General features: G+C 65.4%; 7 protein-coding genes. 2 read left to right on the forward strand and 5 right to left on the reverse strand.

Annotated elements, in window-relative coordinates; genetic code table 11:
- Positions 1-2 precede the first annotated feature (2 nt).
- Positions 3-1,163, forward strand: coding sequence for an ABC transporter permease (locus JQ580_RS29820; protein WP_212284287.1), 1,161 nt, complete (start codon positions 3-5; stop codon positions 1,161-1,163).
- A 2-nt stretch (positions 1,164-1,165) separates the two neighbouring features.
- Positions 1,166-2,332, forward strand: a complete 1,167-nt coding sequence (locus JQ580_RS29825; RefSeq protein ID WP_212284289.1) for an ABC transporter permease — start codon at positions 1,166-1,168, stop codon at positions 2,330-2,332.
- A gap of 38 nt (positions 2,333-2,370) precedes the next feature.
- Here the strand turns inward: JQ580_RS29825 and JQ580_RS29830 are convergent, their stop codons facing one another.
- From JQ580_RS29830 to pks2, 5 genes are all read right to left on the reverse strand, one after another.
- On the reverse strand, positions 2,371-3,663 hold the full coding sequence (locus JQ580_RS29830; RefSeq protein WP_212284290.1) for a hypothetical protein: 1,293 nt from the start codon (positions 3,661-3,663) through the stop codon (positions 2,371-2,373).
- Positions 3,664-3,848: 185 nt separating this feature from the next.
- Positions 3,849-5,228, reverse strand: a complete 1,380-nt coding sequence (locus JQ580_RS29835) for a hypothetical protein (protein ID WP_212284292.1) — start codon at positions 5,226-5,228, stop codon at positions 3,849-3,851.
- Positions 5,221-6,528, reverse strand: coding sequence for a condensation domain-containing protein (locus JQ580_RS29840; protein WP_212284294.1), 1,308 nt, complete (start codon positions 6,526-6,528; stop codon positions 5,221-5,223). Before JQ580_RS29840 ends, JQ580_RS29835 begins: the two co-directional genes overlap by 8 nt.
- 71 nt (positions 6,529-6,599) lie before the next feature.
- On the reverse strand, positions 6,600-8,024 hold the full coding sequence (locus tag JQ580_RS29845) for a condensation domain-containing protein (protein WP_212284296.1): 1,425 nt from the start codon (positions 8,022-8,024) through the stop codon (positions 6,600-6,602).
- Entirely contained in the window at positions 8,017-14,292 is a 6,276-nt protein-coding gene (gene pks2 / locus JQ580_RS29850) for a sulfolipid-1 biosynthesis phthioceranic/hydroxyphthioceranic acid synthase (RefSeq protein WP_311982625.1), read from the reverse strand. Before pks2 ends, JQ580_RS29845 begins: the two co-directional genes overlap by 8 nt.
- Positions 14,293-14,620 lie beyond the last annotated feature (328 nt).

Consider the following 14,620-nt stretch of genomic DNA (forward strand, 5'->3'; position numbering starts at 1 on the left):
TCATGAGCCAGTGGCTCACGCTCGTGGCACGCAACGTGCTGCGCCATCGGCTCCGCACGTCCCTGACGCTGGTCGGGCTCATCGTCGCGATCCTCGCCTTCGGCGTGCTCCAGACCGTCGTCAAAACGTGGTATGCGGGGGTGGATGGCGCCGTCCCTTCGCGGCTTTTGACCCGAAACGCCATCTCCTTCGCGCTGCCGCTGCCGAAATCCTATCAGAAGCGCATCAGCGCCGTCGAAGGCGTGCGGCGCGTCACTCACCTGAGCTGGTTCGGCGGCGTCTACAAGGATTCGAAGAACTTCTTTCCCCAGTTTGCCATCGATGCCGCGACCTATCTCGACATGTTCCCCGAGATCCTGGTCCCGGACGAGGTGCGGCACGCCTTCCTGCGCGAGCGCCGCGGCGCGATTGTCGGGCGCAAGCTTGCCAAACGCTACGGCTTCAAACCGGGCGACGTGATCCAGCTGCGCGGGACCATCTTCCCCGGCAATTGGGAATTCTTGATCTGCGGCGTCTTCGACGGCCGGGATCCGAAGACCGACACGTCGCAACTCTTCTTCCGCTGGGACTACCTCAACGAAACATTGCGTTTGCGCTCCAAGGCGCAGGCCGACCAGGTGGGCGTGTTCGCCGTGGACGTCGCCAGCCTGGATAGCGTCGCAGACGTCAGCCAGGCCATCGACGAAATATTTCGAAACTCGCTTGCCGAGACGCTGACCGAGACCGAGCGCGCGTTCCAGATCGGCTTCGTCAAGCAGACCGAGGCGATCCTCATCTCCATTCGTGTCGTCTCCTTCGTGGTGATCTTCATCATCCTGGCGGTCATGGCGAACACCATGGCGATGACGGCCCGCGAGCGGCTCCGCGAGTATGCCACCTTGAAAGCCATCGGCTTCAGCCCCGGCTACGTGGCGCGATTGATCCTCGCAGAATCCGTCTTGATCGCCTCGATCGGCGGTGCCATCGGCATCGGGCTCACGCCCCCGGTCGCCGCGCACCTGGCCGAGCTCTCCGCCACGCTGTTCCCGACCCTGATCGTGAGCGTCAATACCGTCATGCTGCAGGCCCTTGCGGCGGTGGTGGTCGGAATCCTCGCCGCAGCCCTGCCGATGCGCAGGGCAGCCCGCGTCAGCATCGTCAACGGTCTCCGGGCGTTGGGCTGACCATGCCGTTGCTGCTTTCCTACAGCTTGCGAAACCTGCAGGAGCGCAAGCTCACCAATTTCCTCACCGCGACGGGCATGGCTCTCGTCGTGTTCGTCTATGCCGCCGTGCTCATGCTCGATTCCGGACTCAAGCAAACGCTCGTCGCGACCGGCGAAGATACGAACATCATCCTGGTGCGCCGCTCCGCTGAAGTCGAGATCCAGAGCATGATCGACCGCCGTCAGGCGAGGATCATCGAAAGCCAGCCCGAAATCATGATTGGAGCCGAAGGCGCGCCGCTCATATCGAAGGAAGTGGCGGTTCTGATCTCGCAGCAAAGACGCAAGTCCAGGCAGGCGAGCAACCTCCTGATCCGCGGGGTCGGTCCGGCCGCTCTGGCCGTGCGCCCGCAAGTGCGGATCGCCGAGGGGCGCATGTTTCGCCAGGGATCCAACGAGATCGTCATTGGGCGCGCCCTCGCCGGACGCTTCGAAGACGTCGAGATCGGATCGAGCCTCCGGTTTGCCCAGCGGGATTGGAGGATCGTAGGCCGGTTCGACGCGGGCGGCAGCGGGTTCGATTCCGAGATCTGGGGCGACAGCGAGCAGCTGATGCAATCGTTCCGCCGGGACTTTTTCTCGTCGATCACGGTACGGCTCGCCGATCGTTCCGGCTTCGATGCCCTCAAGGCGCGCCTCGAAGCGGATCCCCGCCTCACCATCGAGGCCAAGCGCGAGCGCACCTTCTATGAGGAGCAGTCACGCCTGCTCTCCGGGTTCATTCAAATGCTCGGGCTCACGCTTTCGGGGATGTTCTCGCTCGGCGCGGTCATTGGCGCCACGATTACGATGTACGCGGCCGTGGCCAGCCGCATGATGGAGGTAGGAGTGCTGCGTGCGCTCGGGTTTCGGCGTTCGCGGATCCTGATCGCGTTCCTCGTCGAGGCGCTGCTGCTTGCACTGATCGGCTGGGCCGTTGCAATCCTGCTTGCGTCACTGATGACGCAGGTGAAGATTACGACGCTCAACTGGACATCACTCTCGGAGCTCGCATTTCGGTTTGTGCTGACGCCCGGGATCGTGCTGCGGTCGCTCGTCTTCGCCCTCATAATGGGCTTTCTCGGCGGATTCCTGCCGGCCGTGCGGGCTGCCCGCATGAAGATCGTGGACGCCCTGCGGGTCGCTTGAACGCCCGGCGGGCGTTGCACCCTGTCGATCGCTGATCGTCAGCCGATCGTCCCGCACAGGCCCATGTCCGCGAGCGCATCGCGCACGAACGGCATCAGTTCGGCGTGGGACGTGACGCGGTCCGGCACGTAGCCGCACACTGTGCAGGACAGCTGCTCGCCGACACGACAGCACGCGAGGAAGAGGACGCCACCGAGCCGCGCGAGCTCCGAGGCCGTATAGCGCTGCAGGGGCGCAGCCTGCAGGAGCAAGGCCTCGCCACAGGGACGGTTCACGTCGGGCGGCAATTCGCCGACCAGGCTGCATCCAACCGGCAGGCCAGCCCCGAGCACCTCTTGCTCCAGATGCCGCACAAGCCACAGCGGCACATACGGAATCAGTGGAAATAATGGCGACAGATCATCGCCGTGCCGGTTCAGCGAGGCCAGCGCAGCCTTGAAATCTTGCTGCAACGCGCGCGGATCGTTGCGGCAGGCTTCAGGGTCCACCATCACCGTGATCGACCGCAGCGCGTTGCCTCGCCGGTCGCCGGAACGACGGTCGCTGACCGGCAGCACCAGCTTCACCCGCCCCGAGGCGTCCACGCGGCCGACCCGAAACGCGAGTCGTGCCACGAATGCCATGATCAGCGTGCTGCTTGCAACGCCGAGATCGGACGCACGCTGCTGGCACGCCCCCGCGTCCATGACCACCGGCACGACCGGCGCGTCCACGGCCGGCTCGAAGCGGTCCCGTCTGCTTCGCACGCGGGGGCTCGAAGCGGGCAAACCTGCCCTGCGCGACCGCTGCGCGAGAGCCGCCAGGGCGGACCAGACGTCAGGCAGGGCTCGCAGGCTCTCGACACTGTCGCGCGCCAGCATCACCGGGGACCAGCGCCATGACGGGGCCGGAAACCCGTGATCGAGAGGTCGACCGGCCACCGCGTCGGCGATGGCCAGACTGGCGGCACGCATGTCAGCGATCGTGTGCGACACCAGCAATGTCAGCACGCAGCCACCGCCCTCCAGCGCCTGGACGGCCAGGCGCCAGCCAGGTCCGCGCTCGGGATCCACCGGGAGATCGAGCAGCAGACGCCGCAGCTCGGGCAAACGCTCACGAGGGAGCGGGTCGCGGAACCACGCCACCGAGCCCGGCACGGGGTTCGCCACCCAGCGGTGCCGCCCCCATGGCAATGGTGAACGCTGCAGCAGGCGTCCGAGCAATCCGTGTGCGAGCCGCTCGCTGAATTGCGTCACGGCCGCCTCATCGATCGCGTGAGGATAGAGCCAGGTGAGTTGCATCGCCGGCTCGCGTCCGAGCGCCCGCAATCCGACGAATGAGGCCTGGTCCATATAGCACAGGACATCGTCCGCCCTGACCTCGGGGTTGCGTCCGTCAGGCCGTTCGTTGGCAGACGAGCTCAATCGTCAAGCCCCCCTGTCGTCCTGCTGCACGATATGACCACTGCCCATCAAGGATTTATCTCCCATTGATTCGAAATTCACTTGCATTGACCGGCTTCAGTCACGTGCCGGGATCAAGCGTCGATGACTGCCTCAAGCCCAAAGTCGGTGAGTGTTTGAGAGACCAGCAAACGAAGTTCGTCGACCGTCGTTGCTGCGGGTCGCAACTGGCAGGCCTCGATGCAGAGAGAAACGGTCTTGTCGTAGCGGGAAGCCACGACGACGAGATGACCGTGGGACCGCTCCAGGTCCTGGCGCGTGACGTTGACATCGACGGCTCGTGTCAGCAAGTGCCGGCACGGCGTGCCGTCGATCCGCGCGAGCCCTTCCGGCAGCATTCCAAGGTCGGAACAGCTTACCGGAAGATCGTCGGCATAATCGAACAACCGGTTCACAAGCGTGCTTGCGACGGTGCGGGGCATCAAAGCGATGGCAGGAAGCAACGAGGTCAGTACATCGGTCTGGCTTTTCCTCGCGCCACGGAGCAGGGCCCTTGCGGCATTCACGGGCTCCAGGCTCTCGGTCAGGCCTTCGGGAGCGACGTTCATCATATGGAATTCGATCGCCAGCGCGCGTTCGTCGGCCAGCCCACGCCTTCGGCTTCTTGGGACAAGCAGGCTGATCGCGCCATCCGACACACGGCGGCGGCCCAGACGCGATGCCAGCGAGGCCACGAAGCCCGGCAGCAGCGTGCTCATACCGCCACCAAGCCGTTGCTCGCACGCGAGCCAGAGACGCGATTCAACACTCACCACAACAGAGGGAAGTTCCACGATCGTTGTTGGGTCGTGGATTGCGTCTGCTGCTGGAACGGCCGGTCTTTGCTCGGGAGCGACGGGTCGAGACCAACCCGCCTGTGCAATCCGAGCGAGTGCGGCAATCGTCTGCGGGGCATCGGCGATGATCTGCCACGCATCCGACAGGCAGCCGGACAGTCGCCTGCGAGCTCCGTGAGGCAAGTACGGGTTCGGGACGCCGGTTCCGTTCACGGCAGCGGCGATGACGCGCAAAGCTCCTATTCCGTCGAGCACCAGATGCGATCCGACGATGCTCACGGCTGTGCTGCCGTCGTCGAATGGCTGGATGGCCATTCGCCCGGCCGGACCGACGACAGGGTCTACCGGCGCGCGCGCCTGCTGGTTCGCCCACTGCAGCAGCTGCGATCGCGGCAGGGTATCCGAACTTTGATCGAACGGAACGGACGTCCCAGCCACCCAGCGAGGCCTGCCCCATGGCAAGGATGACGGCTCGATGAGCCGATTGAACGACAGTGAGATGAGTCGCTCATAGGTTTGCCCCAGCGCGGCGCTATTTACCTCACGATCGTAGAGCCAGAGGCATTGCATCAGCTGGCTCCGGCCGGTGACCCTGAACAATTCATAGGCCAGCTGGTCGAGCCAGGCGAGGCGGTGCCGAGTGGCTTTGAGGGCGCCGGTCGTGTCCGTCTCAAGCATCGAAGAACTCGGCAGCCAATTCGTGATCAGCCAAGAGACGTTCAACCAGCGCTCGAAGATGCCGAGGCTCCGTTACTACGCCAGGCTGGTAGGCAACGAAGCTTAGGAAGACATTTCCGGATATGACGCCGGCGAAGAGCGTCGCCACGCCCTGACGCGCCTCGATCGCGCGGCGCGCGACCGGGCGGTCGATGCCGCGAAAGCAAATTCGATCCGCCGCGTTGCCATCGATCTGGAGCATGTCCTTGGGCAAGTCGCCCACATTCGAACACGTGACCGGCAGGTCGGCGAGCGCGCCGAGCGCCAGATGGCTGGCGGCCGAAAATGCGCGCTTGGGCACGAAGGGCACCAGGGGCAGCAGCGCAGCAAGTCGATTGGGCTCCCGTCTTGTCTGCAGCAGCGTTGCCCGCAGACGCCGCTGCAACGCATGCAAGCGCCCGCGCGGTTCGTCGATGCGCACCTTCAATGTGGCAAGCGAGACGTCGTTCCCACCGGTGTGCGATAGACCCTCGCGCTGATTCACGGGAATCAGCAGCGTCACATCGTCGTCACGAACGCGACCGAGGGCCTCGGCGAACGCTGCGGTCATCGCGGTCAGGAACGTGAGACGGCTCGCACCGCGGCTCCGTGCTCTGGCGTCCCAGACCGACATCGGCACGCTTATGAAAGCCGACGGAAACACAACCGTCCGGTCATCTGCAGTTGGCACGACCCGTGATGCGGCGGGTGTCTTCGGCGTGCCGCGTGAGGTGCACGCGGCATGGGCCAGCTGCCGGAGCGCTCGAAGTGTTGCTGGTGCGTCGCGCACCATGCGCTGGAGTTCGGCAGCCAGCACCGTCACCGCGCTGTGTGCCGAGCGGACCGCAGGATGGATCGCGAGCCGGCGCTCTCCACGCACGGCTTCGCTCACGGCAACTGCGGTCGTCAGTCCGTCTGCGATGCAGTGCGACAACACAAGGGAGACCACCGTAGAGCCGTCGGTGAAGGTCTGGCTCGTCAAGGTCCATGCAGGTCCGCGAACGGGGTCCAATGGAATCTCCACCTGCGCATCGGCCCATGTCTGCATGGCTTCAGGGGCAAGCGGCGCTTTAGAGGGCGTCAGAGCCGCCGACGGCGGCGGCGCGCTGGTCCAATGATGTCGCCCGAACGGTAGCAGCGCCGGCCGGATCAGCCGCGCCAGATGCCCATGCGCAAGATTGTCACGGAAGCGTGTCAGCGCTTCGATGTCGACAGGCCGCAGATAGCGCCATAGCACCTGAATGACCGCGTGCTGCCCGAGCGAGACATGCGCGAGGTACATGGCCTGATCCGCAAAGGACAAGAATGCCGGCGGCCTATCCGACGCGTTCGCTGGGTACGCCATCGGCTGCATCATCGTTCACGACCAACATCGGAGCACATCGGCAGCAATGCGTCGGCGGCCACGCGGCATGCGCCCGCAAATGCTTCGACATAGCGGTGCATCGATGCGCGGGCTGTCTCGTTTGCCGGATAAGCCGCCGTGAGCGAGAGACCGCGTTGGGTACGAAACAGCCAGATCGCAACCTGCGCGGCGATGCCCTGGTTGATATAGACCCGGCCGTTCGCCTGATGCCATTCGCGCGCAATGTGTGCACTGAGCGGAGCAACGTTTGCATCCATATAGGATAGCATGACGCCGCCCGTGGCGACGGGCCCAACGGTCGGCAGCCCGGCTGCGAGTTCGAGCACGAGCTCGATCGGTACATCGGCAAGGCTTAGCCGTTCGTCGAAATTGCTCTGGGCAGTCAAGGCAAGTTCAGGAAACGTCCGTTGTTGCACGTCGAAATCGATCGGCACCAAGCCGACGCACCAGCCCGTCGTCCGGAAAGCCTGTGGCGTTCTTCGCGTCGTCGTGGGCGTGACGACACTGTAGCGCGAGCGACCTGCCAATTCCCGTTCGGTCAACGCCGCGCAGGCCAACAGGCCTCCGATCGCTCGCGCGCCGGCCGCGTGGCATGCGGCCTCGAACGCGTCCATGACGGCATCATCGAGGATGTCTAGATGCATGTACTCCGCGTGATAGCGATCCTCCAGCACACCGAGCGGGAGAGCGAAAGCGGGCATCCGCCCACTGTTGCGGTGCAGGAATGCGATCCATCGCTTCACCTCAGGATCCGCCAGCGTCGTCGCGGCAGCCCGCAGGCGCTGATTGCTGCAGTAATCCAGATAGCTTCCCAGAGGTCCAAGCTGAAGCGGCCCCTCGCCGTCGAGTACGGCGCGATAGGCTGCGCGGATCTCCGTCATCAGGAACGCGATGACGGTCGCATCGGCATGCAAATGGTCGATGCTTGCAAAGAACGTGAACCCCGTCGCGCGCTGCAGGACGCCAAATCGAAAGCAATCCCACGCAAACGGTGCAGGAGTTGCCATGATGTGTTTCTGCCAATCCTCCGCGCGAACCTCGCCAAGCGACACAGGCTCCATCTGGATGGCCGCGGGATCTGCGAGCACATGTCGTACGATGGCCCCGTCACGCTGTTCGAACCAGCTGAGATACGTGTCGTGTCTGCGCAGATGTGCGGTCACCACATGTGTCATGGCTCTGAGATCACACCGCCCGGGTTCCTCCCACACGACGACAAGCAGCCGCGCCATTGCCTCGTGCCGCTGCTCACAGGCGCGGAAGGCATGCAGATGCTGTTCCTGTTCGTAGCTCGGCAATACGGCAGACACCGGTGCGCGCTTCGCACGTTCGATCGATGCCGCAGACGGACGCCAGAGTGTCAGCATCGCAGGAGGCCCTGACCAGTCGTGCAATGGACGCAGATCAGTCACGGGCATCTGCTCCAGCGGACTGCAATTCCAGCATCGCGTTATTCAGCGTGTCGGCGAGTGCGCGCACGGTCGTTACGTTCACGGAACGCAGCCGAATGCCTGTGTCTGCCTCTAACGCGATCAGCAACTGGAGCGTCCCGAGTGAGTCGAGGCCGTAGTCGAAAAACGAGCGGTCTGGATTCACGGTGCGGCGCAGGATGACACCGAGATGCTCGATGATCAGGCGCCGCAACAGGGCCGGCCGTTCTTCGGACGGCGCGCGCCTCAGTTCCACGCGCCGCTGGCGCGCCGGCTCACCCGCGGCCTCCGGTGCCTGCGACAGCGCCGCCGCGAATGGGCTGCGCGCAGCGAGCGCCGCCAGCCATGGGGCGCCGTCGAGATGGACATAGGCGGCATACCCCCGGTCGTGCCGCAGCAGCGCCTCGAATGCGTAAGCACCGTCGCGTGGCTCGATCATTCGCGCATCGCCACGGGCCGAGAGATGCGCGCCGGCACCGATATCCGCCCACGCCGCCCAGGCGATGGCCGACGACGGCAGCCCCTGGGCGCGCCGCCACTGCGTGAACGTATCGAGCCAGCTGTTGGCGGCTGCGTATGCGGACTGTCCGGGCGAACCAAAGAGCGCGGCGACCGAAGAAAAACAGCAGAACCAGTCGAGTCGCTGCTCCAGCGTTGCCACATGCAGATGCCAGGCGCCCTCCACTTTGGCTGCCCAGTTGCGATGCAGCTTCTCCTCTGTGACGGAGGGAAGGATGCCGTCCTCGATCACGGCTGCACCGTGCAGGACACCGCGCAACGGCAGTCCCGTCGCCGTGGCAGCTTCGACAAGACGTCGCGAGGTCGATGGCTCCGCGATATCCGCACTGATCACCCTGACCTCGGTGCCGCGTGCTTTCATCGCGACGAGCACACTCGCCGCGGCGCCGGTGGGCCTGGAGCGCGCGTTGACGATGACGCGCCCCGCTCCGGCAGCGGACATCGCATCCGCCAGGAACAGGCCGAGCCCGCCAAGGCCGCCTGTGACAATGTATGCACCATCGCGCCTGAACGGCGTGAAGCGCTCCGGCGCCGTTGGTACCCGGTAGCAGCCGGCTTTTGGAACGGTAAGCACGAGCTTGCCGGTGTGACCGGCGCCGCCAACAAGTCGGATGGCGCAAGCCGCCTCGGAGAGGGGGTAGCTCGTGATGTCCGGCAGGCGCAGCCGCTCCTCCCCGGCAAGACGCATGACCCGCGACAGCAGCGCCTGCGCGCGGGCCGGAGCCGTCATGCACATCTGCGCAAGATCGACGGCGAAGAACGAGAGGTTGCGCTTGAACGGAGACAGCCCCAGCCACGTGCCGCCATAGATATCCTTCTTGCCGATTTCGACGAACCGTCCGCCCGGCGCAAGGAGTTCCAGGCCGGCGCGCTGCGCCACGCCCGTGAGCGAGTTGAGGACGACGTCCACGCCGTAGCCCGCCGTGTCCTGCCGGATTTGCTCGGCGAATACCGGGGTTCGGGAATCGTACACGTGGCGGATGCCGTCGGCGCGCAGCAGCTCGCGTCGTGCCTCCGAGCCCGCTGTTGCGAATATCTCCGCACCAGCCGCGCGGGCAATGGCCACAGCCGCCTGCCCCACGCCGCCGGTCGCCGAGTGGATGAGCACCTTGTCGCCGGGCCCGATCCTAGCCAGATCATCGAGGCCATGGATGGCCGTGGCAGTTGTCGTAAGGATGGCGGCCGCTTCGGCATCCGTCAGCGTGCGGGGTATCGTGACGAGCAGGCGCGCATCACAAGTCAGATAGGTGCCCCACGCGCCCCCGCCGCAGAGCCCGGCCACGCGGTCGCCCACGCGAACTGCCGAAACGCCGGGCCCGACTGCGGTGACAATGCCCGCGAAGTCCAGGCCTAGCCCCTGCGCACGGCCATCGAATGAAGGATAGCGGCCCAGGGCAACGAGCACATCGGCGAAATTGACGCTTGTGGCCTGGACGGCCACTTCCACCTCGCCCGCACCCGGCGCACGACGCTCGAACGCCGTCAGCTCCAGGCTCTGCAGATCACCGGGCACGCGGATTTCCAGGCGAAGGCCATCGCGATCCGCGTCGTGGTCCACGATGCGACGATCAGCGTGACCAAGGGGACTTCGCTGCATGCGTGCGACATACGCGCTCGCTCCGCGCAGCGCCGTTTCGTCTTCGTCCGAGCCGCTCAGCAGTTGAGACCGAAGCAATGTCACGTCAGGCTGCTGACTCACGTCGATCTGGGTGGGATGGAGCGCGGGACATTCGGCACCGACGGCTCGCAGCCATCCCCGCACACCGGCATGCGCGAGCCAAACCGTGTCGTCAGGCAGGACGCGTTGGGCCATACATGTGACCACGAAGAGCCGGGGCCGCCGCTCGCATTGCCTCATTGCATTGGTCAGGTGGAGCAGGCTGCTGATGTTCGCCCGAGATGCGTCGGGATCCGCCGGCTCATGGCCGCGTGGCAAGACCACCACCACGGCTCCAGGGCGATGCAGACGCAGAGCGTCTTCAATCTGCTCGCGCCATGCGTTCCCCTGCCCCACCCCGGCGCAGCTGATGATCCGAGACTTGAACCCTTGATCGCGCAGGCTTCCTTCCAGATCCAGCATCAAGCGGTGCGCCGCATCATCGGTATCGAGCAGCAGCCAGACGCCGTCGTCCGGCCTGACTGTGGCGCGAGGAATATTCCAGGGCTGCCAAACCATGTCGAGCAGGCGCGCGTTGCAGGCGACGGCGTCAGGATGCCATTCGGACGCCCCGCTTCCCATGGCCAAGCCATCGACAGTGAGCAGCACGCGACCGGAGGCGTCGAGCAATTCAATATCCGCCTCGACGTGCAGCGCGTCGACGGCGACCAAGCGGGTCATGCAGTGGGCGACGTCAGCGTCTGTGCGGTGGAGCCGAAGGCTTCGTACCGAGCGCGGCAGCAGCAGGCGCCCGTTTGTCTCCGATACGACCCGGGCGAACGCGCCGACGGATTGGAAGCACGCGTCAAGCAGCACGGGATGCACCGTGTAGCCACGCCCGCCCGTTCGGAGCGAGCTCGGGAGCCGAAGATCCGCAAGGAGCGAAGTACAGTTCGCGGACATCGCCAAGTCCGAGGCCAGTGCGCGAAATGATGGCCCGTGCTGGATACCCTGCGAGTCGAACCACCGCCACACCTGCTCCGCAGCAACGGGCGTCGCGTGAGCAGCGCGCAGCGCCGCTAAGTCATGTGCGGCCGGTGGCTTCGCAGAGGGAGCGCCAGCAAGCCGGGCGCTTGCATGCACCTGTGCCTCGCGGTTCGCCTGGCTCTCCAGCCTGAAATTCAACTCGCCCGGTCGGTCCAGCACTGCCGTGCAGACGATCGGCATCGATGGCTCCAACCGCAGCGCGTGGTCGAACGTGATCGTCTGCACCTCGACGAGCGATGTGCCGAGGGCTGTGCGCGCCGCGGCAAGCGCCATTTCGCAGAAGCCAGCCCCCGGGAAAAGCGGCGTTCCATTGACCCGATGGTCCGCAAGCCAGGGGTGGGCATCAAGGCCAACCTCGCATGCCCAGATGTGGCGTTCCGGCTCTTCGTGCAGGACACGGTGGACGTTCAACAGCGGGTGCGTCGACGGGACGTGATGCGCGCCTGCGGGCGGCGCCGCCGGCGCAAGGAACAGGGGATCGTGCGTCCAGGCCGGCAACGGGAGATCAAGCAGCTGGCCGTCCGGATACAGGACATTGAAATCGATCGAGGCTCCCGCGACATGGATGGCGCCGATCAAGTTGACAAGCCCGTTGCGCATGGGCTCGCCGCGCGTCATCGACGGAAGCGCGCGGACGGCGAAGTCCGTCGCGGCAGCATTTTCCAGCACCGCGCGGGTCACGATCGGGTGCGGCGAAAGCTCGACGAATACGCGGTGTCCGTCTTCGAGCGCCGCCTGCACGGCTGGACGGAAGCGAACCGACTGCCGAAGGTTGTCGATCCAGTAGGCGCCGTCGCAGACCGGGGATTCACGCGGATCAAGCAGTACGGTGGAGTACATCGGTATGCGCGGATCGTGCGCAGTCACCTCCGCGAGGCGCTCCGACAACTGCGCGAGGATCGGTTCGACTTGCGACGTGTGCGAGGCCACATCCACCGCAACCTCGCGAGCGAAGAGACCTTCGGCCTGCCACGCAGCCACGAGACGTTGCACGGCCTCGACGGAGCCCCCGACGACCGTTGAGGTCGGCGCAGCCAGCACGGCAATCTCGACATCGTCGATCCGTCGGCGCGCCAGATCTTCGCGAACCGCCGCCGGTGCCATCCCGACGGCTGCCATCGCGCCGGATCCAGCGAGCGTTTGGCACAGCATGGCGCGATGACAGATCACGCGCACGCCATCTTCCAGCGAGAGTGCACCGGCCACGACTGCCGCCGACACCTCGCCCATCGAATGGCCGATCACTGCCGAAGGCGCTACACCCCGTGCCTTCAGCGACGCCGCCAACGCGACCTGAAATGTGAAAATCGCCGGCTGGATACGCTCGATGCCTTCGAGTTGCGCGGGGCGACGCAGGGTATCGGTCACCGAGAAGTCGCCGATCGCCTGGATCAGGGGCTCGATGGCGGCAACCACCCCGGCGAAGACCGGGTCGGTATCGAGCAGCTCCGCGCCCATCGAGTCCCACTGCGAGCCCTGTCCGGAGAATACGAACACGGGACCCCGGCTATCATGCTCGGCCCAGTCCGCATCGATCAACTGACCGGCTGCGAGTTCGCGCAACTGCGCCGTCAGGTCGCCAAGCGTTTCCGCAATGAGCGCCTGCCGGACTGGCCGGTGCCCACGCCTGCAGGCAAGGGTCCGCGCGACGTCACCGGGGCGATGGCCGGCGGCGCTGACGTCCAGCCAATCCGCGAGGCGCGCAGCGGTTACGCGAAGCGCCTCCGGCGAGGAGGCGGAAATTGGAAACAGCCACGGCTGCTCCTGAGTTCTCGCAGCTTTCGGTCGATAAGATGTGGCGGGTGCCTGAGGCGCCTGTTCGAGCACGACGTGCGCGTTCGTGCCGGACATGCCGTAAGACGATACGGCTGCGCGGCGAACGCCGTCGGGACCCGTCGAAGGCCAGGGCACGGTGTCGGTCGGGATGAAAAGCCGCGTCTCGATTGGCTGGAGATGAGGAGGCAGCCGACGGAAGTGAAGTGATCGCGGTACGACGCCATGTGCCAGCGCGAGCGTCGCCTTGATCAGGCCAAGGACGCCCGCTGCCGATTCCGCATGGCCAAGGTTGCTTTTGAGCGAGCCGAGGGCGCAGGGCGACTGTCGTCCATACTGCGTTGAGAGACTGTGGAACTCCTCCGTGTCGCCCACCGGCGTACCAGTCCCGTGCGCCTCGATCATGCCGACGGATGAGGGATCAACCTGTGCCTCGGCAAGCGCGCGATCGATCACCGCGACTTGAGCCGCGCGGGAAGGTGCGAGAATGTTGTGCGTGCGCCCATCCTGGTTGACGGCGCTCCCGCGGATGACGGCGAGCACGCGGTCGTTGTCGCGCAGGGCGTCGCTCAGCAGCTTGAGCATCACCACGCCGCAGCCCTCGGCGCGAACAAAACCATCGGCGCGCTCGTCAAACGCATGACACCGCCCTGTCGGCGACAACATGCCGAGACCCGAGGCCGAAGCGAAGCTCGCGGGCGAGAACATCAACATGGCCCCGCCGGCAAACGCAACGTTGCATTCGCGCGCAAGCAGGCTTCGCCGAGCCGCATGCACGGCGACGAGGCTGGACGAGCAGGCCGTGTCCATGGTGATGGCAGGCCCGGTAAGGCCCATTGCATGCGCAACCCGCCCAGAGGCCATGCTGAAGGGCGTTCCGGTGAAAGCGTAGGCCTGGCCCATCGCATCTGCGTCACGCGTGACCTGCATGTAGTCCTGGTGGGAAAGGCCGAAGAACACGCCGGCCTCGGTCCCGAACAGGCAGCGCGGATCGCGGCCGGAATGTTCGGAGGCCTCCCAAGCAACCTCGAGCAACAGCCGGTGCTGAGGGTCCATGGCGATGGCCTCGGGTTCACCGATACCGAAAAAGCGATGATCAAAGCCTGATGGGTCGTCCAGGAAGGCGCCCCAGCGCGAAACCGAGCGGCCCGTCACACCCGCTACGGGCTCGTAGTAATCGTCGGCATTCCAGCGCTGCTGCGGAATCTCGCCAACGAGGTCGGTGCCTGCCAGCAGCGCGCCCCACAAGGATTCCGGGGAGTCGATATATCCCGGGAGTCTGCAGCCGATGCCAACAACAGCAATCGCAGTCACTATCAAGACCTTCTTTGGGCGAAAGACTCGTCGGTCCAAATCAATACATGCGAAGTTAAACTATTGAGCCTCCTGTCGATCGTCCAGCATGTTGGCAGCTGGGAGATGGCTGGCTGCATCGAGCCCGTGGATACGCCGGCACACCACGCCAGGCTGATCTCGCCTGGACCGCGCTTGCCCGCATCATGTGCTTGCAAGGGACCGCGACATCCTCGCCAACCTCGACACAACTTGCGTCGTGGCCGGGCCATCCCGACGAACGCGCTCGGCGGCCATAGGCGCCCGACGGCTTCAGGGCGTCGTGGTCAAGCGCATGCGAGCGAGCTGG

It is taken from the genome of Bradyrhizobium sp. SZCCT0148 (assembly GCF_018129985.1).
Classification (GTDB): Bacteria; Pseudomonadota; Alphaproteobacteria; order Rhizobiales; family Xanthobacteraceae; genus Bradyrhizobium; species Bradyrhizobium japonicum_H.

Excerpts from the sequence above, each read along its gene's own strand:
- JQ580_RS29820 (WP_212284287.1), top strand. The coding sequence starts at position 3 with ATGAGCCAGTGGCTCACGCTCGTGGCACGCAACGTGCTGCGCCATCGG.
- JQ580_RS29825 (WP_212284289.1), top strand. The coding sequence starts at position 1,166 with ATGCCGTTGCTGCTTTCCTACAGCTTGCGAAACCTGCAGGAGCGCAAG.
- JQ580_RS29830 (WP_212284290.1), bottom strand. The coding sequence starts at position 3,663 with ATGGACCAGGCCTCATTCGTCGGATTGCGGGCGCTCGGACGCGAGCCG.
- JQ580_RS29835 (WP_212284292.1), bottom strand. The coding sequence starts at position 5,228 with ATGCTTGAGACGGACACGACCGGCGCCCTCAAAGCCACTCGGCACCGC.
- JQ580_RS29840 (WP_212284294.1), bottom strand. The coding sequence starts at position 6,528 with ATGTACCTCGCGCATGTCTCGCTCGGGCAGCACGCGGTCATTCAGGTG.